At 74.1% G+C, this 20,699-nt stretch carries 21 protein-coding genes and 1 pseudogene; 8 read left to right on the top strand and 14 right to left on the bottom strand.

Translation table 11 applies throughout. The annotated features are described in order from the left end of the window. Window positions 1-72 precede the first annotated feature (72 nt). The 5 genes from ACOV8S_RS12055 to ACOV8S_RS12035 all read right to left on the bottom strand — a co-directional run bounded on the left by ACOV8S_RS12055 (window position 73) and on the right by ACOV8S_RS12035 (window position 3,713). Window positions 73-900 carry a class I SAM-dependent methyltransferase gene (locus tag ACOV8S_RS12055; RefSeq protein WP_448317772.1) on the bottom strand — a complete coding sequence of 276 codons (828 nt, stop codon included), beginning with the start codon at window positions 898-900 and terminating at the stop codon, window positions 73-75. Window positions 901-930: 30 nt separating this feature from the next. Next, entirely contained in the window at window positions 931-1,563 is a 633-nt protein-coding gene (locus ACOV8S_RS12050) for a uridine kinase (protein WP_448317771.1), read from the bottom strand. A gap of 99 nt (window positions 1,564-1,662) precedes the next feature. Further along, entirely contained in the window at window positions 1,663-2,478 is an 816-nt protein-coding gene (locus ACOV8S_RS12045; RefSeq protein WP_448317770.1) for an SAM-dependent methyltransferase, read from the bottom strand. Window positions 2,479-2,616: 138 nt separating this feature from the next. Then, window positions 2,617-2,853: a DUF397 domain-containing protein gene (locus tag ACOV8S_RS12040; RefSeq protein WP_108953941.1), complete on the bottom strand. Its 237-nt coding sequence runs from the start codon at window positions 2,851-2,853 to the stop codon at window positions 2,617-2,619. Beyond that, complete coding sequence (locus tag ACOV8S_RS12035; RefSeq protein WP_448317769.1) at window positions 2,850-3,713, bottom strand: helix-turn-helix domain-containing protein; 864 nt, start codon at window positions 3,711-3,713, stop codon at window positions 2,850-2,852. The genes ACOV8S_RS12040 and ACOV8S_RS12035 overlap by 4 nt, the downstream gene beginning before the upstream one ends. 230 nt (window positions 3,714-3,943) lie before the next feature. On the opposite strand from ACOV8S_RS12035, the gene ACOV8S_RS12030 reads away from it, so the two are divergent. Together ACOV8S_RS12030 and ACOV8S_RS12025 are read left to right on the top strand one after the other, a co-directional pair. Then, window positions 3,944-4,519: an ATP-binding protein gene (locus ACOV8S_RS12030; RefSeq protein ID WP_448317768.1), complete on the top strand. Its 576-nt coding sequence runs from the start codon at window positions 3,944-3,946 to the stop codon at window positions 4,517-4,519. Next, window positions 4,510-4,956 (top strand): hypothetical protein, encoded by a 447-nt coding sequence (locus ACOV8S_RS12025; protein WP_448317767.1) that lies wholly within the window; start codon window positions 4,510-4,512, stop codon window positions 4,954-4,956. The genes ACOV8S_RS12030 and ACOV8S_RS12025 overlap by 10 nt, the downstream gene beginning before the upstream one ends. Here ACOV8S_RS12025 and ACOV8S_RS12020 read toward each other — a convergent pair. Both ACOV8S_RS12020 and ACOV8S_RS12015 read right to left on the bottom strand, forming a co-directional pair. Then, window positions 4,946-5,617, bottom strand: a complete 672-nt coding sequence (locus tag ACOV8S_RS12020) for a DUF899 domain-containing protein (protein ID WP_448317766.1) — start codon at window positions 5,615-5,617, stop codon at window positions 4,946-4,948. The two genes, ACOV8S_RS12025 and ACOV8S_RS12020, sit on opposite strands and share 11 nt — an antisense overlap. 97 nt (window positions 5,618-5,714) lie before the next feature. Continuing rightward, on the bottom strand, window positions 5,715-7,583 hold the full coding sequence (locus tag ACOV8S_RS12015; protein ID WP_448317765.1) for an FUSC family protein: 1,869 nt from the start codon (window positions 7,581-7,583) through the stop codon (window positions 5,715-5,717). 229 nt (window positions 7,584-7,812) lie between these two features. Here ACOV8S_RS12015 and ACOV8S_RS12010 point away from each other — a divergent pair. Both ACOV8S_RS12010 and ACOV8S_RS12005 read left to right on the top strand, forming a co-directional pair. Beyond that, window positions 7,813-8,145, top strand: a pseudogene (locus ACOV8S_RS12010) (RidA family protein); the annotation flags it as partial. Window positions 8,146-8,261: 116 nt separating this feature from the next. Continuing rightward, window positions 8,262-8,666: a GNAT family N-acetyltransferase gene (locus ACOV8S_RS12005; protein WP_448317764.1), complete on the top strand. Its 405-nt coding sequence runs from the start codon at window positions 8,262-8,264 to the stop codon at window positions 8,664-8,666. Here ACOV8S_RS12005 and ACOV8S_RS12000 read toward each other — a convergent pair. Together ACOV8S_RS12000 and ACOV8S_RS11995 are read right to left on the bottom strand one after the other, a co-directional pair. Then, window positions 8,648-9,421 carry a uracil-DNA glycosylase gene (locus ACOV8S_RS12000; protein WP_448317763.1) on the bottom strand — a complete coding sequence of 258 codons (774 nt, stop codon included), beginning with the start codon at window positions 9,419-9,421 and terminating at the stop codon, window positions 8,648-8,650. The two genes, ACOV8S_RS12005 and ACOV8S_RS12000, sit on opposite strands and share 19 nt — an antisense overlap. 27 nt (window positions 9,422-9,448) lie before the next feature. Then, the gene (locus ACOV8S_RS11995) at window positions 9,449-10,975 is read right to left on the bottom strand and encodes a YfcC family protein (protein ID WP_448317761.1); all 1,527 of its coding nucleotides are present in this window, start codon (window positions 10,973-10,975) and stop codon (window positions 9,449-9,451) included. On the opposite strand from ACOV8S_RS11995, the gene ACOV8S_RS11990 reads away from it, so the two are divergent. Beyond that, complete coding sequence (locus ACOV8S_RS11990; RefSeq protein ID WP_448317760.1) at window positions 10,974-11,522, top strand: RNA-binding S4 domain-containing protein; 549 nt, start codon at window positions 10,974-10,976, stop codon at window positions 11,520-11,522. The genes ACOV8S_RS11995 and ACOV8S_RS11990 overlap by 2 nt on opposite strands. 138 nt (window positions 11,523-11,660) lie before the next feature. Further along, window positions 11,661-11,918: a DUF6343 family protein gene (locus ACOV8S_RS11985; protein ID WP_448317758.1), complete on the top strand. Its 258-nt coding sequence runs from the start codon at window positions 11,661-11,663 to the stop codon at window positions 11,916-11,918. A gap of 52 nt (window positions 11,919-11,970) precedes the next feature. Here the strand turns inward: ACOV8S_RS11985 and ACOV8S_RS11980 are convergent, their stop codons facing one another. The 5 genes from ACOV8S_RS11980 to rpsA form a co-directional block, all read right to left on the bottom strand. Next, window positions 11,971-12,369 carry a tetratricopeptide repeat protein gene (locus ACOV8S_RS11980; RefSeq protein ID WP_448317756.1) on the bottom strand — a complete coding sequence of 133 codons (399 nt, stop codon included), beginning with the start codon at window positions 12,367-12,369 and terminating at the stop codon, window positions 11,971-11,973. Between the two features lie 196 nt (window positions 12,370-12,565). Beyond that, window positions 12,566-13,168, bottom strand: a complete 603-nt coding sequence (gene coaE, locus ACOV8S_RS11975; RefSeq protein WP_448317755.1) for a dephospho-CoA kinase — start codon at window positions 13,166-13,168, stop codon at window positions 12,566-12,568. Window positions 13,169-13,419: 251 nt separating this feature from the next. Next, the gene (locus ACOV8S_RS11970) at window positions 13,420-14,361 is read right to left on the bottom strand and encodes a PAC2 family protein (RefSeq protein ID WP_448317754.1); all 942 of its coding nucleotides are present in this window, start codon (window positions 14,359-14,361) and stop codon (window positions 13,420-13,422) included. A 100-nt stretch (window positions 14,362-14,461) separates the two neighbouring features. Further along, entirely contained in the window at window positions 14,462-16,078 is a 1,617-nt protein-coding gene (locus ACOV8S_RS11965; RefSeq protein ID WP_448317753.1) for a flavin monoamine oxidase family protein, read from the bottom strand. A gap of 249 nt (window positions 16,079-16,327) precedes the next feature. Then, complete coding sequence (gene rpsA / locus ACOV8S_RS11960; protein WP_448317752.1) at window positions 16,328-17,827, bottom strand: 30S ribosomal protein S1; 1,500 nt, start codon at window positions 17,825-17,827, stop codon at window positions 16,328-16,330. 324 nt (window positions 17,828-18,151) lie between these two features. On the opposite strand from rpsA, the gene ACOV8S_RS11955 reads away from it, so the two are divergent. Both ACOV8S_RS11955 and ACOV8S_RS11950 read left to right on the top strand, forming a co-directional pair. Continuing rightward, window positions 18,152-19,114 (top strand): class I SAM-dependent methyltransferase, encoded by a 963-nt coding sequence (locus tag ACOV8S_RS11955; protein WP_448317751.1) that lies wholly within the window; start codon window positions 18,152-18,154, stop codon window positions 19,112-19,114. Between the two features lie 109 nt (window positions 19,115-19,223). After that, a partial coding sequence (locus tag ACOV8S_RS11950; RefSeq protein WP_448317930.1) for a DEAD/DEAH box helicase occupies window positions 19,224-20,699 on the top strand: 1,476 nt, incomplete at its 3' end.

The raw sequence follows: 20,699 nt of genomic DNA, 5'->3' as shown, positions 1-20,699 counted from the left end.
CCGCCGGACCCGCCCGGACCGCCCACCGCGACCGGCCGGGCCGTCCGCACCACCGGTCCGCGCGGGCCGGCGTCAGGGGCGGCGGCCCCGGACGGAGACGAGGGGGGTGGCGGCGAGGTCCATGCCGCCGGCGGCGACGTGCGCGAGGTGGCGGTCGATCTCCTCGTCCGTGGCGACGCCCGCCGCGGTGAGCGTCGCCCGGTGCTGCGCGACGGTGGCCGTCTCCAGCCGCCCGCACGCCTCGGAGGCGAGCGGGACGTACACGTCGGCCTCCACCCGCCGCAGCCCCGCCTCACGCAGCAGCCGCGGCAGGCGGCGGCCGTGGGCGAGGTCCACCCCGTTCCGGGCGAGCAGGTGCCGCAGCCCGAGGCGCAGCCGGTTGCCCAGCTGCTGTTCGGCGCCGGACTCCTCGGGGCACAGCAGCGGCTGCAGCTCCAGGTCGGCCTCCTCCACCAGCAGCCGTCCGCCCGGGCGCAGGGCCCGGATCATCGTCCGCAGCGCGCGGTCCGGGTCCGGCGCCTCGGTCAGCGTCAGCCGCGCGTGCACCAGGTCGAAGCCCTCGCCGGGCGGCTCGTCACGGCCCAGGCGGTGCACGCGGCTCTCCACCGGCCGGGCGGCGGCCTCGGCCCGGGAGGCGTCGGTGTCGGTGAGGACGACCTTCCCGGTCGGACCGGCCCTCTTGGCCAGCCAGGCCGCCACGGTCGCCCCGCCGGCGCCGACCTCCCAGCAGCGCCAGCCGGGACCCACGCCCAGCTCCTCCAGGTGGCGGCAGGTCACGGGGTCGAAGAGGGCGGCGACCGCCTCCTGGCGGGCGGCGGCCACTTCCCGCAGGCGGCTGTCGTGCGGTGGGGGAGTCCGGTCCGTCCGGTCGTCGGTCTGGAAACCGTCGAGTGTCGTCATGCCGGAATCATCCCAGTTCGCCCGGTTCGGTCAGCCGTTCCACGCCGGGTGGCGCGGGTCGTCGGCCCGTACCAGGACGTCGGCCGCCTCCGCGGGCCCCGTCTCGCGGTCGTAGCGCTCGAAGGCCGGGAGGGTCCACCGTTCCTCCTCGCCGGTCCGGCGGCGCAGCGCGCCGGCGGAGAGGGCCAGGTGGACGGTGAGGTCGAAGGGGAAGCCCTCCTTGAGGAGGAAGGGGCCGTGCAGCAGGAGCGGTGAGCCGGGCGGCAGGGCGACGGCGGGGCTGCGGGTGGCCCGGTCGGTGACGGGGTCCCACAGGTCGGGCAGCACGCGCCCCTCCCCACCGGGGTACAGCGGCCCGAGGACCTCGCGCCACAGGGCGCCGGTGTCGAACCAGCCGTCGTAGTAGGAGTCGACGTCCTGGTGGCCGTACTCGTAGCGCAGCGAGGCGGGCCGCAGGAACCCTTCGGCGCCGACCACCACGGCGGCGCGGCCGCGAGGGCGCAGCGCCTCGGCGACGCGGGCGGCGAGTTCGCCGGGCCGGGCGGCCGGCGCTCCGTCGAACGCCACCCGGGGCCAGGGCGAGCCGTCGGCGGGCCGCAGGTCGAGGAGACGGTCCGCCAGACGGTCGGCGAGGCGCTCCCAGGTGATCGCTTCGAGTCGCACTCCCCCACCGTAACGGGGGGGCCGGACGCCCCCCCGATACGGCGCTGTCAGGCCTTGCGGGTTCCAGGTGCGGTCCGACCTCGCGGGTTCCCGGCGCGGTCAGGCCTTGCGGGCGACGGCGGCGTAACCGGGGACCACGATGTCCTCCTGCCCGGGGACCGGCTCACCGAGCTCGGGGTGCCAGACCTCGGGGGTCACCACGCCCGGCTCGACGAGTTCCAGGCCGTCGAAGAAGCGGGTGAACTCCTCGCGGCTGCGCAGCGCCAGCTTCATGGCGCTGCTGCGGTACATCTCGTCCGCCTGGGCGGCCGCCTGCGGGTCAGCGTCGGCGGTGGCGTGCGAGATCACCAGGTAGCTGCCCGGGGCCAGGGCCCCGGTCAGCCTCTCCACCAGTTCGTAGGCGCCGTCCTCGTCCTTGACGAAGTGCAGCAGGGCGATCAGCGAGACGGCGACTGGCCGGTCGAGGTCCAGCACCTGGCCGGCCCGCTCCAGGATGAGGTCGGTCCGCAGGGCGTCGGCCTGCACGTAGTCGATGGCGCCCTCGGGGGTGCCGCGCAGCAGGGCCTCGGCGTGGGCGAGCACGATCGGGTCGTTGTCGCAGTAGACGACCCGGCACTCGGGGGCGACGCCCTGCACGATCTGGTGCAGGTTGGGCTCGGTGGGGATGCCGGTGCCGACGTCGAGGAACTGGCGGACGCCCTGCTGGGCCAGCCAGCGGGCGGAGCGCTGCATGAAGGCCCGGTTGACCTTGGCCATCACCGGGACGTTGGGCTCGACGGCCAGCAGCCGGCGGCCCATGGCCTCGTCCACGGGGTAGTTGTCCTTGCCGCCGAGGAACCAGTCGTACATCCGCGCGGGATGCGGCCGGGTGGTGTCGATCCCCGCGGCATCGCCGCCGGTCCCCTGTCCGGACATCGTCGGCTCCCCTTCGGTGCGGCAACGGTGAGCAACAGCAGAAGCAAGTAAACGCAAATATAAGCAAGTTGAGCGCAGGCACATACACCGGCCCGTCGATCGCCGCCCGGCAGCGGCGTCCTGACGGCACACCGGTGGTCAGGAGAGGAGGAAGTCGGCCTCACCCGCCTTGGCGCCCTCGATGAAGGCGGTCATCTCGGCGCTGGTGTATATCAGCGCGGGACCCTCCGGGTCGGTCGACTGCCGCAGCGCGACCCGGCCGTCGGCGAGCTTCATGGCCTCCAGACAATTGCCTCCGTTGGGGCCGCTCCAGGGCTTGCGCCAGCCCTCGCTCCCCAGCAGGCCGGCCGGCATACCGTTGTAGATGGGTGTCATTCGAACTCCTCGCGGAGATCGCGGAGGATCTCCTTGGTGCGTTGTGCGGTGGCGGCTGCCGCCGCCATGCGGTCCATGACCTGCAGATGGGCCGACACCTCGGCACGTGCGTCCAGGTAGACGGCCCCGGTCAGGTACTCGCTGTAGACCATGTCCGGGAGCTCCGGCACGGCGAACCGGAACAGCACGAACGGGCCGTACGTCCCGGCGTGCGGGCCGGCCGAGAACTCGGCGACCTGCAACGTCACATGGGGGAGATCGGCGGCCTCCAGCAGCCGACCGATCTGGGCGCGCATCACCTCGGGTCCGCCGACCGGGCGGCGCAGCGCCGTCTCGTCCATCACCACCCAGAACCGGGGGGCGTCGGGGCGGGTGAGCAGTTGCTGGCGGCGCATCCGCAGCGCCACCAGCCGCTCGGTCTGCTCCGGGTCCTCCCGGCCGGTGGCCCCGGCCCGGATCACGCCCCGTGCGTAGTCCTCGGTCTGCAGCAGTCCCGGCACGAAGTGCGGTTCGTAGCCGCGGATCAGCGAGGCCGCGCCTTCCAGGCTGACGTACAGGGAGAACCAGCCGGGCAGGATGTCGTGGTAACGCTGCCACCAGCCGGGCTTGTTGGCGTCCTCGGCGAGCCGGACGAAGGCCTGCGCCTCCTCGTCGTCCACCCCGTACGCCTTGAGCAGCAGGTGGACGTAGGGGATCTTCAGCGCGACCTCGGCGGTCTCCATGCGCCGCACCGTCGCCGGGGCGACGTGCAGGAGGCGGGCCGCCTCCTCGCGCTTCATCCCGGCGCTCTCCCGCAGATCGAGCAGGCGACGGCCGAGCACCACCTGCCCGACGGTGGGCGCGGATCTCGGCTCGCTCATTCCTGGCCTCCTGGCGGCGGGGTCACCGGACCGGCTGCCACGCGATACCCCCGTTTGTCTCGCACGTCTGTCCGACACGTTCTGGTGAAACCGCTGTTGGGGACGGTGGGGAGCTTCCCGCGCGGCATCGGAGAGCAGTGTGCCATGGCGGACTCAGAGAGTCTCCAGGCACTCTGCAACTTTCAGAGTGGCTCTTGCCAAGTGTTCTTGACGCCGCGATAGTGGCATGCGTGATTCCGCCCGCGCCCTTAAGTGCCGCCTCCGCCGAGGGGAAGCCGTCTCCGGCGGCCGGACCCACCGCCGAGCGGAGGTTCCGGTTCCAGCTCCCCGCGCATCCCTCCACGCCGGCCCGGGCTCGCCGCCTGGCCCGCGTCGGGCTGGCCGGCTGGCGGATCGCCGGGGACGCCTACGACTCCGCGCTGCTGGTGATCTCCGAGCTGGTGACCAACGCGGTGGTGCACACCGGGGGTCAGGGCGTGGTCTGCGAGGTGCGGCCGGTCCCCGGCGCGCTGCGGATCACGGTGCGCGACGAGGGGTGCGCCGCCGAGGAGATCCAGGTACGGCCCTCCGACCCGGAGCGGGAACACGGACGGGGCCTGCTGCTGGTGGACGCGCTGTGCCGCGCCTGGGGCGCCCAGCGGTACGACGCGGGAATGCTGGTGTGGGCGGAGGTGGCTCATCTGGACCTCGGCTGGGGCGCGCCGCCCGAACCGGAGGACGACGCCGACGGCGAGTGCGAGAAGGAGAGCCGGGCCGCTGTTCTGCCCGGGGCGGACGGCAAGGGGACGGGGGCCGAATGGGTGTGAGCGCGGGAATCGCCGGAGGCCGGAGCATGACCATGGACACACTGGTACGCATGACTCGCCGAACGGGCGGTCCGGCGGCGGCCCGGCGTCTGGCCGTGCCGGAACGCATGAGCCTGCCGCTGGGCTGCGACGCCGTCGTGGTCCCGGCGGACCTGGCGGCCCGCGCCCTGCCCCACCTGCCCCGGGTGGGCTGTGTGTACGCCGACGGCACACAGTGGTGGTGGATCGTGCCCGCCGACTCCGACTACGCCATGACCTGGCCGGAGCCGGTCCGGTACGTGCCGGGGGCCGTGCTGCCGGAGGTGCCCCGCACCCTGCCCGAGCTGCTCCACGCCCCGGACGGGACCGTGCCGTACACCCCGCCCATCCCGCTGTACCTGGCGCTGTGCCAGGTGACGGGTGCGGCGCCGGCCTGGTCGACGCCGGTCACCGCCTGACCGTCCCGACGGCCGGGATCGCCGGGGCGCGCCCCGGCGGCTCCTGCCTCTCCTCCTGCCGTCCCAGGGCGGTCAGGTCGAGGAGGCCGGTCAGCGTCCCGATGCCGTCCAGGCCGTCCTCGAACGCCGAGTAGGTGTGGAAGACGCGGTCCCGGTCCCGAAGGAAGCAGCTGAGCCCCGGCCGGTCGGCCGGCCGCCCCTCGCGGACTACGGTGGCGTCGAAGTCCGCGTCGAAAGGGCTGCCCGCGGAGGAGTACCAGGGCACCGCCCAGCCCATCCGGGCCTTGAACGGCAGGATCCGCCGGAACGGCGCGCGCGACACCACGGCGAAGGTGGTGTGCCGCGCCCACAGGTGGGTGAGCGGCCCGATCTGGTCGAGGAAGGCGGCGCTCCCGTGGCAGGCGGCCTCGTCGGCCTCCCCGTCCGGCGGGAACACGAAGTGGTGCACGATCAGCTGGTGCCGGCCCTCGAAGAGGTCGCGCAGGGTGGCCCGGCCGTCCCCGCCGCCGAAGACGTACTCCTCGCCCACCTCCACCATCGGCAGCTGCCGCCGCCGGGCGTTCAGGGCGTGCCGGGCCCTGGCCAGTTCCTCCTCCTGGGCCCGCAGCGCCTCGCGCGCGGCACGCCACTCCTCCCGCGTGACGATCTGCGGAAGACTCACGTCCCCTCCTCGGAACCGGTGGATGCGTCGACGGCAGTGCTGACCGGGCGTCACCGGAGAACTCATCGCTCCGTGGGGAGTTTTTTCCGCGCCCGGCTCAGGGTGCCCGGAGCAGGGCGGTGCGGGTACGGGGGCGGGGCGCCGCGGCGAGCTCCTCCAGCAGCTGGGCCAGCCGGCGGGTGTGGTGCACGGTGAGGCCGCCGGTGTCGTCGAGCTGGACCGCGCAGGCGGTGACCGTGTCCACCAGTTCCTCCAGCAGGGCCGCGGTGCGGCCTGCTCCGGCCGCCCCGCGGGTGTGGGCGGGCAGCGGAAGCTCGGCGGCCGCCAGGGCCGCGGCGGCGCGGGCCCGTGCCAGTGTGCGGTAGGCCTCCCGGCGCAGCGTCCGGCCCTGCGCCTGGTGGTCGCCGGTGCGGGGCGCGTCGCTCTCGCCGAGGACGTGGGCGAGGTAGGCGTCCGCCGCCCGCGCGGCGTCCGCGAGCTGCGCGCCGACCCGGCCGCCGGCCCGGCCGGGTACCGGCAGGTGTCCCACCAGCAGCACGATGCCGCAGGCCAGCAGCGTCTCCCCGATGCGCGCCGCGGCGGCCTGCGGTTCCCCTCCGGCGACCATCAGGGCGAGCACCAGGACGGTCACCACCGCGGTCTGCGCCGCGAAGTGGCGGGTGGCGAGGGGGATGAGGCAGCCCGCGGCCACCACCAGGGCCACCTCTCCGGCCGGACGGGGCAGCAGGGCGGCCGCCCCGGCGAACAGCGCGGCGCCCAGCACGGTGCCGGCCGCCCGGCACAGCACCCGGGACACCAGCGGCCCCAGGTCGGGCTTGACCAGGAACACGGCGGTGGCGGGCAGCCAGTACCAGTGGGTGTGGTGCAGGGCCTGGGCGACGGCGGCGCCCGCGCCGAAGCAGAGGGCGACCCGCAGTCCGTACTCCCGGCCGCCCGGGCCCAGCACGGTGCGCACGGCGGCGCCGGGACCGCGCCGCAGGGTGTGCGGGCGGCCCGAGTCGTCGCCCCGGTCGAAGGTGAGCGCGGCCTGCAGCAGCGCCTCGTCGAGCCGGCGCAGGGCCGCGCTGGCGCGTTCGGGGGCGGGCAGCGGGCCCGGGCGGTCCGCCTCGCCGACGGCGGCGGCCAGCCTGCGCAGCGACTCCACCGCGCGGTGGGGCACCGTCTCACCGGCCCAGGCGAGCGCGGTGGCGGCTTCGGCGAGCGGCAGCACGGCGGCGAACCGGGCGTGCAGCCGCCTCTCGGCGGCGGTGCTCGCGTGGCCGCGCCACCAGGGGCCGGCGAGGGCGTCCTGCGCCTGGTCGAGGGCGGCCGTCAGCGCGGTGCGCCGGGCGGTGGCGTGCGGGGTCCCGGCGGCCTCCAGCAGCGCGGCCACCGCCCGGTAGGCCTGCGCGACGGCGGCGCGTTCGACGGCGGCGGCCCGCCGCTCCCGGGTCACGGCGCGCAGTCCGGCCGGGCGGGCCGCCGCCTGCCTCAGTGCGATCAGCCAGCCCGCGCCGAGCAGGAAGCACACGGCCCGCTGCCAGGCCGGGGCGGGCAGCGGCGCGCCCGCGCCCACCGCGCACATCACGAGGAACTGGGTGCCCGCCGCGGATGCCACCGGCCCGACCGCGCTGACCGCGCCGGCCACCAGCGCGGCCGCCGCGAGGATCAGGGTGAGGGCGACGGCGGCGAAGGCGTCCCCCGTCACCGTGCCGAACGCCAGCCCGGCCGCACCGCACACCGCGGGCGTGCCCAGCCGGTGGACCGCGGCGCGGCGGCCGCCGGGGCGGTCGTTGATGCCGGCGAACATGGCGCCCAGCGCCGCCGACACGCCCGCGGACGGCCACCCGGCGAGCAGCGCCGCCGCCAGCAGCGGGCCGGCCGCGCAGGCCCCGCGGACCACGGCGCCCCACGGCACCGGTTCGCTCCGCGCGCTCAGCGCGTGGGCCAGCCACGGTGGCAGAGGGGTGCGGGTGCGAGCGGTCACGGAGACTCCCGTCGGTGCGGTGGGCGTCTTCGGGCGTCGTCGGCCGAGCGGGACCCGTCCACCGTACCGAGGCTCCGCGAACAGGCGCGAACAGCGGTGTTGCGGACGCGTGACACCTTGATCGGGACGCGGGGGCGCCGGAAATCCGGATGCGGGCGCGGCGCCCTCCCCCGCATGATCGGGCGGGCTCCGCGACGGGGTCCGCCCGACCGAGACCACCGGAGACCGCATGATCGAGCGCGTCGTGACCGCCCGGGGCCTGTTCGCCCCTCCCGCCTACTCGCACGTCTCGGTCGTCGAGGCCGGCGCCCGGCTCGCCCTGCTCGCCGGGACGGTGCCACTGGACGCGGACGGCGCACTCGTCGGGGAGGGCGATCCGCCAGCCCAGGCCCGGCAGGTGATCGCCAACCTGCGGCGGCAGTTGGCGGCGGTGGGCAGCACCCTGGCGGACGTGGTGCGCACCGAGGTCTACGTGGTGGGCGACGAGCCGTCCGTCCTCGCCCGGGTCTGGGAGGTGGTGACCGCCTCGGGGCTGGCCGCCGGCCCGCACTCCTCCACCCTGATCGGCGTGGCCTGCCTGGGCTACCCCGGGCAGCTGGTGGAGATCACCGCGACCGCCGTGGCGCCCGAGGTGGTGCTCCGCGTGCCGAGGAGGCCGACGCGGGTCCGGCCGCCGAGGTGTACCTGCGGTCCTACGACGCCGCGCTGCCGACGGTGCGGCGAGCACACACCGACGACGAGGTACGCGGGTGGTTCGCGCACGTGGTGGTGCCGTCCCTGGAGACGTACGTGGCCGTCGCCGACGGGGAGACCGCCGGGGTGATGGTCCTGGAGGGCGCCGGCCGGGACGCCGAACTGGCCCAGCTGTACCTGGCTCCCGAGTGGCGGGGCAGAGGGCTCGGCGACCGCTTCGTGGCGCTCGCCAAGGAACTGCGGCCCGAGGGCCTGCGGCTGTGGACGTTCCAGGTCAACGAGCGGGCCGCCCGGTTCTACGAGCGGCACGGCTTCGTCGCCGTCGAGCGGACGGACGGCGCGGCGAACGAGGAGCGCGAACCGGACGTCCGCTACGCCTGGCGCCCCTGAGCTTCCCGGGCTTCGCCCTCCGCCCGGGGGCGGAGCCCCGCCTCGCTTGCCGCGGCGGTGAGGACCTCGCGGAGCATCGCCGGGGTGAGCTTCCCGGTGAACACGTTGCGCTGGCTGACGTGGAAGCAGCCGAACACCTGGAGCGGGGCGGCCCCCGGCACCGTCGGCTCCAGCCGCACCCGCGTCCCGTGCGAGAACACCGGGCGCGGCCGCGGCACCGTCCATCCGGCCGCCGCCAGCGCGGGCAGCGTCGCCTGCCAGCCGAACGCGCCGAGCACCACCACCGCGCGCACGGTCGGCCGCAGCAGGGTGAGCTCCTGGACCAGCCAGGTGCGGCAGGTGTCCCGCTCCATCGGGGTCGGCCTGTTCTCCGGCGGGGCGCAGTGCACCGGCGCGGTCACCCGCACCCCGTACAGCTCCAGCCCGTCGCCCCGGTGGGTGGAGACCGGCTGCGAGGCCAGCCCCACCTCGTGCAGCGCGGCGTACAGCACGTCACCGGAGCGGTCCCCGGTGAACATCCGGCCGGTGCGGTTGCCGCCGTGCGCGGCGGGGGCCAGCCCGATCACGGCGAGCCGGGCGTCCGGGGGCCCGAAGCCCGGCACCGGACGCCCCCAGTAGTCGTGGTCCGCGAACGCCGCCCGCTTCACCCGGGCGACCTCCTCCCGCCAGGCGACCAGCCGCGGGCAGGCCCGGCACGCGCTGATCCGCCGGTCCAGCGCGGCGAGCCCGTCGTCCGTGTCGTCCGTGTCGTCCATGTCGTCCCAGCGTAGGCGAGCGGGCGGTCAGGTGATCGTCGCGCCCACCGCCAGGAACAGGCAGATCAGCACGAACAGCAGTGCCAGCAACGGCAGCACGAACCGGATGTAGCGGTTGTAGCCGACCTTCGCCAGCGCGCAGCCGCCCATGATCACCGCACTGGTCGGCACCCACAGGTTCATGATCCCGCTGGACGCCTGCCAGGCGGTGACGGCCACCGCCCTCGGGACACCGGCGAAGTCGGCCAGCGGCGCGATGATCGGCATGGCCAGCGTGGCGTGCCCGGAGGTGGAGGGGATCAGGAACGCCAGCGGCAGGTTCACCACGAACACCAGGATCGCGAAGATCCCCGACGAGGTCCCCTTCACCACCCCTTCCACCCCGTGCAGCACGGTGTCGGTGATCATCGAGTTGTTCATGATCACGGTGACCCCGCGGGCCAGCACCACCACCAGGGCGGGCGCGATGAAGTCGGCGGCGCCGCGCACCACCGTCTCGCTGACCCGCTGCTCCCCCATCCTGGCGATCACACCGACCAGCACCGCGGCCACCAGGAACATCGCGGCCAGCTGCGGGAAGTACCAGCCGAGCTCGAAACCGTAGGGCTCGGCGTCGGCGTCGCCGGTCAGCGCCGCGGACCACGGCACCACCGCGAAGATCATGAAGGCGAAGACCAGCACCATGGTGGTCAGCACGGCGCGTTCCACACCGGTCAGCGGCGGCACCTCGCGCCGTGACTCGGCGGCCAGCTCCCGGTCGCCGGGGCGGAAGCCGGACAGTGAACGCTCCGGGTCGCGCCGCACCCGGCGGGCGTAGAGCAGCACGTGGGCGATGGTCACCGCGGTGAGGGTCAGCCACATCACGAACCGCAGCACGATCCCGTCGCCCAGCGAGATGTCCGCCGCCGAGGACGCCACCCCGGTCGCGAACGGGTTCACCGTCGACGTCAGCACGCCGACGCCCGCGCCGAGGACGGTCACCCCGAGCGCGGTCATCCGGTCGTAGCCCAGCGCCAGCATCAGCGGCACGACCAGGCCGTAGAAGCCGAGCGTCTCCTCCGCGAACCCGGACACCGTGCCCAGCACCGCGAAGACGAGCATGATCGCCACGATCAGCAGCGCACTGCGGTTCCGCAGCCGGTGGGCCAGCCGCTCGATGCCGTGGTTGAGGGCCCCGGTCGCGAACACCATGGTGATGAACGCGCCGATCGCCAGGACGTAGAGGAAGACGCCCGCCGCGCCGTACAGCTCCCCCGTCAGGTCCGGGGCGACCGTGCCGTCCTCGCCGCGGATGCCGTACAGACCGTTGACCGGCGCGAGGAACAGGTCGTTCAGCCGGTCGAGGAAGCTGAGCTCCGCGTCGACGCGGTGATAGGTGCCCTGCACCGGCGCGCCGTCCCGGTCGCGGTCGTAGGCGCCGGAAGGGATGAGGAAGGCCAGCAGCCAGACCGCCAGCGTGACCAGCACCAGCACGGTCAGCGCGCTCGGGAAGACGAAGCCCCGGCGCCCGGGCCGTCGGCCGGTGGCCGGGTCGGGCGATTCGGCACTGCTCATGGCCCGGCTGCTCCCCTCCGGCGTCGCTCGCGTCCCCCCAGCGTCGGTCGGCCGCCCTCGCGTCGCACGCCGGGTGGGCCGATCAGCGGGGGCGCCGGACCACCCCGCCGGCCGGGCCGCGCGCAGTAGAGTCGACGGCATGAGTGAGAGCGTTCGGGTGGACGTCTGGATCTGGTCCGTGCGGCTGGTCAAGACCCGCTCCCTGGCGGCCGCGGCCTGCCGGGGCGGGCACGTCCGGGTGAACGGGGAGCGGGTCAAGCCCGCCCACGCGCTGAAGACCGGCGACGAGGTCCGGATCCGTCAGGAGGGCCGCGAGCGGGTCGCCGTGGTCAAGCAGCTGATCCGCAAGCGGGTCGGCGCGCCCGTCGCCGTCGAGTGCTACGTGGACAACAGCCCGCCGCCCCCGCCGCGTGAGGCGGTGGCCCCGGCCGGGATCCGTGACCGGGGCGCTGGCCGGCCCACCAAGCGGGACCGCCGCGAGATGGACCGGCTGCGCGGACTCGAGGCCTCCCGCCGGGCCGCGGCCGCCGCCGAACCGCGCGGCTGACGGGGCGTCGGGACCGGAGCGCCGCCGGGGCGTCGGGACCGGGCCGCCGCCGGGGTCGTCCGTCGTCCCGCGGTGGCCGGATCGTCCGTCGTCCAGGCGTGGTCGCCGGGGTCTTCCCGTCAGGGAGAGTGATGCAGGATGCGCCGTTCGGGAGACGAGCCGAGGCACGCCCGCAGCGCCCTGCGCCTGCGGCTGTGGCTGAGCCTGTGGGGCGTGGCCGCCTCGGTGTTCGGTATCGCGGTGTTCGCCTTCACCGGTCACCCCCGCTGGGCGCTGCTGTGCGGGGCGGCCCTGCTGGTGGTGCTGTTCGACCTGGTGGTCGTGGTCCGCCACATCCGTCAGGGTCCGCACTTCCAGCCGGGACCGGACGTCCCGCCGTACCACCACCCGGAGTGACGCCGCCCGCGGTGAAACCGTGCGCAGCCGCGCCGCGCGACCGCTCCGCGGGTCAGCTGCCGGAGCCCGCCGGCGGGTCGAAGCGGGCCGCGCGCACGAAGTCGGGCCGCGGGTCCAGGGCCGCGGCCAGCCGGAAGTGCCGCCGGGCCTGGTCGTCGCGGCCCTGCCGCTCGTAGGTCCGCCCCAGCGCGAAGTGCGCGTAGGCGTTGTCCGGCTCCCGCTCCAGCACGACGGTGAACTCCAGCTCGGCCGGTCGGAGCTGTGCGGCGGCGAAGAACGCCCGGGCCCGCAGCAGCCGGGCCGCCGTGTTCTCGGGGTGCGCGGCGATCACCGCGTCGAGCAGCTTCACCGCGCCGCGCGGATCCCGGGCGGCCAGCAGATGCTCGGCGGCCCGGAAGTCGATGACATGCGTCTCCGGGGTGTTCCCGGACGCGCCACTGGTGTCGGGCACGTCTGCCCTCCTTCTCTCGGTGAGCAGCCTTCCCTCGGTGAACGCCTTCAACGCCCCGACGACCTCGGCTGTTCCCTCCGGCCCTGGCATCAGGCCCCGCCGCGCCCTCCGCCACGCCGCCACCCTCGGCGGTGACCGACGCGCCCGGCGGTGACGTCCCCGCGACGGCCGCGGCAGCCGGCCGTGGCCGTGGCCGTCACGCCGGGCGGGCGCGGTGTCGCAGCTCCTGCCACACCTCGGCGACCCGGCGCTCCAGCTCCGGCAGGGGGACGTCGTTGTCGATCACGATGTCCGCGATCTCCAGCCGCTGCTCGCGCGTCGCCTGCGCGGCCATCCGCGAGCGGGCGTCCTCCTCGCTCATGCCGCGCAGCCCGGTCAGCCGCTCCAGCTGGGTCGCGGGGGCGGCGTCCACCACCACGACCAGGTCGTAGAGGGGCGCCAGCCCGTTCTCGGTCAGCAGCGGCACGTCGTGCACCACGACGGCGTCGGCCGGGGCCGCCGCCTCCAGTTCGCGGCTGCGCTCGCCCACCAGCGGGTGGACGATCGCGTTGAGGACGGCCCGCTTCTCCGGGTCGGCGAAGACGATCGCACCGAGCCGGGGACGGTCCAGGCTCCCGTCGGCGGCCAGCACCTCGGGGCCGAAGGCCTCCACCACGGCGGCCAGCCCCGGCGTGCCCGGCTCGACGACCTCCCGGGCGATGCGGTCCGCGTCGATCAGCACCGCCCCGTGCGCCACGAGCAGCCGCGACACCTCGCTCTTGCCGGCGCCGATTCCGCCGGTCAGCCCCACATTCAGCATGGGCGGCAGCCTAGGGCCTGTCCGGCGGATCATGCACGTGGGTCGCGGGGTCTGGCACGCACGTCTGCGGCGTTGTCGTCGGTCGACGACGCTCCGCGTCGCCTCCCTCCTCCGCCTTGCAGCCGCACGCACCAGACCCCGCTCAGTGGCGGCTGACGAGCGAACCGGCAGCAAGAACGGCATGATCCGCCGGACAGGCCCTTGTGCGCGGCCCCTGCCGGGCGAACAGGGGCCCGGCCGGGCGGCGCGGGTCAGCTTTCGCCGCCCTCGCGCTCGGCCAGGAACCGCTCGAACTCCCGCCCGAGCTCCTCCGCAGAGGGCAGGTCGGCCGGGTCGGCGAGCAGGTTGCCGCGGGTCTCCGCGCCCGCCGCCGCGTCGTACTGGTGCTCGAGCCCCTGGACCAGGGCGACCAGTTCCTCGTCGCCCTCGCGGATCTGCCGCTCGATCTCGGTCTGGGTGCGCTGCGCGTCGGTGCGCAGCGAGTGCGCGACGGCGGGCAGGACCAGGCCGGTGGCGGAGGTGATCGCCTCCAGCGCGGTGAGCGCGGCGTCCGGGTAGCGGGAGCGGGCGACGTAGTGCGGGACGTGGGCGGCGACGCCCAGCGTGTCGTGCCCGGCCTGGGTCAGCCGGTACTCGACGAGCGCCTCGGCGCTGCCCGGCACCTGGGCCTCCTCGAACGGGCTGCGCTGTCCGGGTACCAGGTCGGAGCGGTTGCCGTGCGGCGTGAGGCCGACCGGGCGGGTGTGCGGGACGCCCATGGGGATGCCGTGGAAGTTGACGCTGAGCCGCACCTGGAGACGTTCGACGATGTCGCGGACGGCCGCGGCGAACCGCTCCCACTCGACGTCCGGCTCCGGGCCGGACAGCAGCAGGAAGGGCGCTCCGGTGGCGTCCTGGAGGATCCGCAGCTCCAGCTTCGGCTCCTCGAAGCCGGACCAGTGGTCCCGGTCGAAGGTCAGCAGGGGGCGGCGGGCGCGGTAGTCCACGAGCCGGTCGTGGTCGAACTTGGCGACGAGCTGGTGGGGCAGTGAGTCGAGCAGGCGGTCGACGATCAGGTCGCCGGTGTCGCCCGCGTCGATGTATCCGTCGAAGTGGTAGAGCATGACCAGCCCGGCCGACTCCTGCGCGAGCGCCATCTCGGCCACGGCCAGACCACTCGGCTCCCATGCGTACAAACCCTGCGGATCAAGCACTGTGGGTCCTCCCGTCGTTCCTTGATCACAGAACGTGCCCGGAGGCGCGGACATTCCCGCGCCCCCGGAGTGAGGACCGCCGAACGGGCGAACCCGGTCGTCACGAAGCCAGCACGCGCCGGTGGAGCGCGGTGACGGCCTTGCGGGCCGACGAAATGGCTCCGTGCTGCCAGGCGTCGAGGTGGCTGAGGTGGTCGCCGGCGAAGTAGACGTTGCCCTGCGCCTGGTTGAGCGGGGCGAACGCCGGTGCGTCCGGGCCGCCCGGCATCGAGTGCCAGGCGCCCTCGATGTGCGGGATCAGCTTCCACTGGTGGGAGAAGGACGAGGCCAGTTCGGTGCGGTACTTCTCCCCGTGGATCTTCACGCCCTGGGCGAGCGCCCGCTCCAGACGCCCGGCGGGCGTGAGGGCCGAGTAGGCGTCCGCGTTGGCCCCCGTGTTGTAGTAGCCGATGACCAGGCCTCGCTCGCCCAGGTGCCCGTAGGACGGGTACCAGATGTGGCTGAGGTCGAGGTCGGTCTCGGTGATGCCGCCGAAGATCTTGAAGTCCTTCTCCCACCAGCGGCTGCGGTACTCCAGTCCGATCTTCGCCGCCGAGGACGCCTTCACCGCCTGCAGGGCGCTCTGCACGGGGGCGCCGAGGTTGTGCGGGGTCCGGGCGAGGATCCAGGGGGCGAGGGTGGCGATGCAGTAGTCCGCCTTCACCACCTCGGCGCGGCCGGCGCGGGTGTAGGTGACCTCCACCCCCTCGGAGGTGTTGTGGACGCCGGTCACGACGGCGCCGGTGCGGATCCGCTCGTGTCCGACGGCCCGCGCGAAGGCCCTGGGTATCGCGTCCATCCCGCCGACGGGCTGGAACATCAGCATGGCCTGGTCGTAGCCGAACTCGAACGAGAAGTAGCGGCCGACGTTCGAGGCGAGGACGTCGGTGAGGGCGGGCACGTCGCTGAGGACCTCGCCGGGCTGTCCGGTCGCCCCGGGGTCGACGCTCATGCCGCGGTGCTCGGTGCCGGTGTACCGGTAGTCGCCGCCGAGCGCGCCGTGGCCGCGCAGGAACCCGAGCAGCCGCTCCTTGTCGTCGGCGGTCAGCTCCCCGTCCAGCGCCCCGGCGTTGGTCGCCTTGGCCAGCAGTTCGGACACGTAGCCGTAGACGTCGGCCTTGGCGGTGCGGTAGCGGACCGGGCCGGTCATGCCGTTGCGCTCGTTGTAGATCAGGGCGCTGGCGTTGCTGTTGGTGAAGACCTCGATCTCCACGCCGAGTTCCCGGCAGTAGTCGAGGGTGTTCATCCACTGGGCGAGCCGGCCGGGGCCCGCGTTCATGTACTGGCCCTTGCTGAAGCACGCGGTCTGGGTGACGCCGTCGAGGTCGGTGACGCTGTCGCCGCCGCGGATGGTGAGGTTGCGTCCGCCGACCCGGTCACGGGCCTCCAGGACGACGCAGTCGTACCCGGCCTTGCCGAGCTCGTAGGCCGAGGTGAGACCGGCGATGCCGCCACCGACGACCACCACCCTGGCGGGTTTGCCGGAGCGGCCCTGCAGGGTGAAGTCGCCCTTGCTGGGAGGGCGGAAGGGAGCCTCCTTCTCGGCCGCGTAGGCCGCGGTGGGGGCGAGGCCGAGCGCGCCCATGGTCGCGAACATCGCCCCGGCGCCACCGGTGACGCCCACGGCTCTCAGGAAGCTGCGGCGGCTGGTGCCGGTACCCGGCTGAACGTGTGCCATGGCGGGACCCCTCTCGGTAGTGATCTTGAGCAACCGAGAGGGATCCTCACAGCGGCGTGTTACGCGCCCGGGAATTCAGGTGTATCACGCACGTTTCTGGGCGTTACAAGTACATGCCAAGACACACGGAGGGGTCGTGCCGTCGGCGTCGACGCCGCATCCCCCGGGCAACGGGAAAGGCCCCGCCCACTCCCTCTCGGGAGCGGACGGGGCCTTCCTCAGGCTCGCGTCAGATCACGCGGAACGCGTTCAGCTCTGGCCGCCGGCCAGCTTCTCGCGCAGCGCGGCCAGCGCCTCGTCCGAAGCCAGCGCACCGGAGGTGTCGCCGCCCTCGGAGGAGTACGAACCGCCGCCGCCACCACCGGTCGCGGCCGGAGTGGCGTCGCCACCCTCGGCAGCGGCCTGCTCGTCGGCCTCGCGGGACTTGATGACCTGGGCCTGGTGCTGCTCGAAGCGGGTCTGCGCCTCGGCGTACTGGCGCTCCCACTCCTCGCGCTGCTTCTCGTACCCCTCGAGCCAGTCGTTGGTCTCGGGGTCGAAGCCCTCGGGGTAGATGTAGTTGCCCTGGTCGTCGTAGGACGCGGCCATGCCGTACAGGGTCGGGTCGAACTCGACCGCCGACGGGTCGGCGCCGAAGGCCTCGTTGGCCTGCTTCAGCGAGAGGCTGATGCGACGACGCTCGAGGTCGATGTCGATGACCTTGACGAAGATCTCGTCGTTGACCTGGACGACCTGCTCCGGGATCTCCACGTGGCGCTCGGCCAGCTCGGAGATGTGGACCAGACCCTCGATGCCCTCGTCCACGCGGACGAACGCACCGAACGGAACCAGCTTGGTGACCTTACCCGGGACGACCTGACCGATCTGGTGGGTCCGGGCGAACTGCTGCCACGGGTCCTCCTGCGTCGCCTTCAGCGACAGGGAGACACGCTCGCGGTCCATGTCCACGTCGAGAACCTCGACGGTGACCTCCTGGCCGACCTCGACAACCTCGGAGGGGTGGTCGATGTGCTTCCAGGACAGCTCGGAGACGTGGACCAGACCGTCGACGCCACCCAGGTCCACGAAGGCACCGAAGTTGACGATCGAGGAGACCACGCCGGAGCGGACCTGACCCTTCTGCAGGGTCGTGAGGAAGGTCTGGCGGACCTCGGACTGGGTCTGCTCGAGCCAGGCACGGCGGGACAGGACCACGTTGTTGCGGTTCTTGTCCAGCTCGATGATCTTGGCCTCGAGCTCCTTGCCCACGTAGGGCTGGAGGTCGCGGACACGGCGCATCTCGACCAGGGAGGCCGGGAGGAAGCCACGGAGACCGATGTCGAGGATGAGACCACCCTTGACGACCTCGATGACGGTACCGGTGACGATCCCGTCCTCTTCCTTGATCTTCTCGATGGTGCCCCAGGCGCGCTCGTACTGGGCGCGCTTCTTCGAGAGGATCAGGCGGCCTTCCTTGTCCTCCTTCTGAAGGACCAGGGCCTCGATCTCGTCGCCGACCTTGACGACCTCGTTCGGGTCGACGTCGTGCTTGATCGAGAGCTCGCGGCTCGGGATGACACCTTCGGTCTTGTAACCGATGTCGAGCAGGACCTCGTCCCGGTCGACCTTCACGATGACGCCGTCGACGATGTCGCCGTCGTTGAAGTACTTGATCGTTTCGTCGATCGCGGCGAGGAAGGCTTCCTCGTTACCGATGTCGTTGACCGCTACCTGCGGCGTGGTGGCGGTGGTCTCGGTGCTGCTCGTCATGTGGGAAAGGGCTCCGGTACGGACATTGAAGTCGTAGGTACTGCTTACGCCGGGAGCCCGTTTCGCTCTGCAGAAGCCGGACAGCCAAGTAAGCGCCACTTTTTCAAGCAGCGCCTCGAGAACCGAGGGGACATACAACAGATGCGAGCGCGACCTGCTACGTCTGAGGTGCGCAGGCCCGCAGCGCAACTTGTAGCATACGGGGGCAGCCGGGCAGGGTCAATGCGCGAAGCGCGCACCACGGGCGAAATGCCACAATCCCGGCAGAAATTCCGTCGTGCGAGGTCGCCGCCGCGAGCGCGCGACACCCACCGGCAGGCGTCTGTGAAGGACTCCTGGAGCCGGCGCGGACATCGCGCGGACGGTTCGAACATTAGCGGTGAGGAGCCGGTCATCCAAGAGTCCAGCGGTTTTCAGGCGACCGGGGCGACCGGGGTTCCGGGCGGTACGGCGGGGACGGCGGCCGCCGCGGCGGGCCAGGGCGCGCAGGACGCCGAGGACGCGGAGGCCACGCGGCGCGACACCTCACCCGCCGAGAGCGCCCGGGCCAGCCGCGGCTGGTGGGACCGCAACGCCGACGAGTACCAGAGCGAGCACGGCGCCTTCCTCGGCGACGACCGCTTCGTCTGGGGCCCGGAGGGGCTCGACGAGGAGGACGCCCGCCTGCTCGGCCCCGCGCAGGCGCTGGCCGGACGCGACGTCCTGGAGATCGGCGCCGGCGCCGCCCAGTGCTCGCGCTGGCTGGCCGCGCAGGGCGCCCGGCCAGTCGCCCTGGACCTCTCGCACCGCCAGCTCCAGCACGCCCTGCGGATCGGTGCCGCGTTCCCGCTGGTCGAGGCGGACGCCTCGGCCCTGCCCTTCGCCGACGGCTCCTTCGACCTGGCCTGCTCGGCCTACGGCGCGATCCCCTTCGTCGCCGACCCCGGCCTGGTGCTGCGCGAGGTGCGGCGGGTGCTGCGGCCCGGCGGGCGGTTCGTCTTCTCGGTCACCCACCCGATCCGCTGGGCCTTCCCGGACGAGCCCGGGCCGGAGGGGCTGAGTGTGGCCTCCTCCTACTTCGACCGCACTCCTTATGTGGAGCAGGACGAGCAGGGGCGGGCCGTCTACGTGGAGCACCACCGCACGCTCGGCGACCGGGTGCGCGACGTGGTGGGCGCCGGGTTCCGGCTGACCGACCTGGTCGAGCCCGAGTGGCCGGTGTGGAACGACGCCGACTGGGGCGGCTGGTCACCGCTGCGCGGGGCCCTCATCCCCGGCACCGCCGTGTTCGTCTGCGACCGGGACTGACCTGACGGACGGGGGCCCGGCCGGGGTCCCGGCGGCCGGGCTTCCGTCCGCGGCCCACCCCTGCTCCTGAGGGCCGGGGGCCGGCGGCCCCTGGGAGACTGGGCGGGTGATGCGAGACGCCGCCCGTGACCTACCCGTCCGATCCGCTCTGCCGCTGCTCGCGGGGGCACTGGAGGGCCACGGCGCGGCCGTCCTCTGCGCGCCGCCGGGAACCGGCAAGACCACGCTCGTCCCCCTCGCCCTCGCCGGGCTGACCGACGAGGGCGGCCCGGCCGGCGGGGCGGGCGGCAAGGTGGTGGTGGCCGAGCCGCGCCGGATCGCCGCCCGGGCCGCCGCCCGCCGGATGGCCTGGCTGCTGGGCGAGGACGTCGGCGGGACGGTCGGCTACACGGTCCGCGGCGACCGCTCCGTCTCCTCCCGCACCCGCGTCGAGGTGGTCACCACCGGCGTCCTGCTGCAGCGGCTGCAGCGCGACCAGGAGCTCGCCGGGGTGGACACCGTCGTGCTGGACGAATGCCACGAGCGCCATCTGGACGCCGATACCGCGGCGGCCTTCCTGCTGGACGTCCGGGAGAACCTCCGCCCCGAGCTGCGGCTGGTCGCCGCCTCGGCCACCACCGACGCCGAGGGCTGGGCGCGGCTCCTCGACGACGCCCCCGTGGTGGAGGCGCACGGCACCGCCCACCCGGTCGACACGGTGTGGGCGCCGCCGCCGGGGACGGTGCGGCCGCCGCACGGCACCCGCGTCGACCCCGCCCTGCTGTCCCACGTCGCCCGGGTGGTCCGCCGCGCGCTGACCGAGCGGGACGGCGACGTCCTCTGCTTCCTCCCCGGCGTCGGTGAGATCGCCCGCGTCGCCGGCGTCCTGGCCGGCCTGCCCGCGGACGGCGTGGACGTGCTCCAGGTGCACGGCCGGGCGCCCGCCGCGGTGCAGGACGCCGTGCTCTCCCCCGCCGGGCGCCGCCGGGTGGTGCTCGCCACGTCGGTGGCCGAGTCCTCGCTCACCGTCCCGGGCGTCCGCGTCGTGGTCGACTCGGGTCTGGCCCGTGAGCCCCGCGTCGACCATGCCCGGGGCCTGGGATCGCTGGCCACCGTGCGCGCCTCCCGGGCGGCCGGGCGGCAACGGGCGGGCCGCGCGGGGCGTGAGGCGCCGGGCACGGTGTACCGCTGCTGGAGCGAGGCGGAGGACGTCCGGCTGCCCTCCTTCCCCGCGCCGGAGATCCAGGTCGCCGACCTCACGGCGTTCGCCCTGCAGGCCGCCTGCTGGGGTGCCCCCGACGCCTCCGGGCTGGCCCTGCTCGACCCTCCCCCGGCCGGGGCGATGGCCGCCGCGCGGTCGGTGCTGACCGCGGTCGGTGCGATCGGCGACGACGGCCGTGCCACCGGGCGGGGCGTTCGTCTGGCCCGGCTCGGCCTGCACCCCCGGCTGGGCCGGGCCCTGCTGGACGCCGCGCCCCTGGTCGGCGCCCGGGCGGCGGCCGAGGTGGTGGCGCTGCTGAGCGAGGAGGTGCCGCGCTCCTACGGCGACGACCTGGCCGCGGCCCTGCGCTCGGCCCGCCGCGGTGGCGACGCGTACGGGGGGCGC

It is taken from the genome of Streptomyces sp. CO7 (genome assembly GCF_053474865.1).
This window is presented reverse-complemented; position numbering and strand designations above follow the sequence as displayed.

Excerpts from the sequence above, each read along its gene's own strand:
- ACOV8S_RS12035 (WP_448317769.1), bottom strand. The coding sequence starts at position 3,713 with ATGAGCGAGCCGAGATCCGCGCCCACCGTCGGGCAGGTGGTGCTCGGC.
- ACOV8S_RS12000 (WP_448317763.1), bottom strand. The coding sequence starts at position 9,421 with ATGGACGACACGGACGACACGGACGACGGGCTCGCCGCGCTGGACCGG.
- ACOV8S_RS11995 (WP_448317761.1), bottom strand. The coding sequence starts at position 10,975 with ATGAGCAGTGCCGAATCGCCCGACCCGGCCACCGGCCGACGGCCCGGG.
- ACOV8S_RS12025 (WP_448317767.1), top strand. The coding sequence starts at position 4,510 with ATGGGTGTGAGCGCGGGAATCGCCGGAGGCCGGAGCATGACCATGGAC.
- ACOV8S_RS11985 (WP_448317758.1), top strand. The coding sequence starts at position 11,661 with ATGCGCCGTTCGGGAGACGAGCCGAGGCACGCCCGCAGCGCCCTGCGC.
- rpsA (WP_448317752.1), bottom strand. The coding sequence starts at position 17,827 with ATGACGAGCAGCACCGAGACCACCGCCACCACGCCGCAGGTAGCGGTC.
- ACOV8S_RS11990 (WP_448317760.1), top strand. The coding sequence starts at position 10,974 with ATGGCCCGGCTGCTCCCCTCCGGCGTCGCTCGCGTCCCCCCAGCGTCG.
- coaE (WP_448317755.1), bottom strand. The coding sequence starts at position 13,168 with ATGCTGAATGTGGGGCTGACCGGCGGAATCGGCGCCGGCAAGAGCGAG.
- ACOV8S_RS12045 (WP_448317770.1), bottom strand. The coding sequence starts at position 2,478 with ATGTCCGGACAGGGGACCGGCGGCGATGCCGCGGGGATCGACACCACC.
- ACOV8S_RS11965 (WP_448317753.1), bottom strand. The coding sequence starts at position 16,078 with ATGGCACACGTTCAGCCGGGTACCGGCACCAGCCGCCGCAGCTTCCTG.
- ACOV8S_RS12055 (WP_448317772.1), bottom strand. The coding sequence starts at position 900 with ATGACGACACTCGACGGTTTCCAGACCGACGACCGGACGGACCGGACT.
- ACOV8S_RS12040 (WP_108953941.1), bottom strand. The coding sequence starts at position 2,853 with ATGACACCCATCTACAACGGTATGCCGGCCGGCCTGCTGGGGAGCGAG.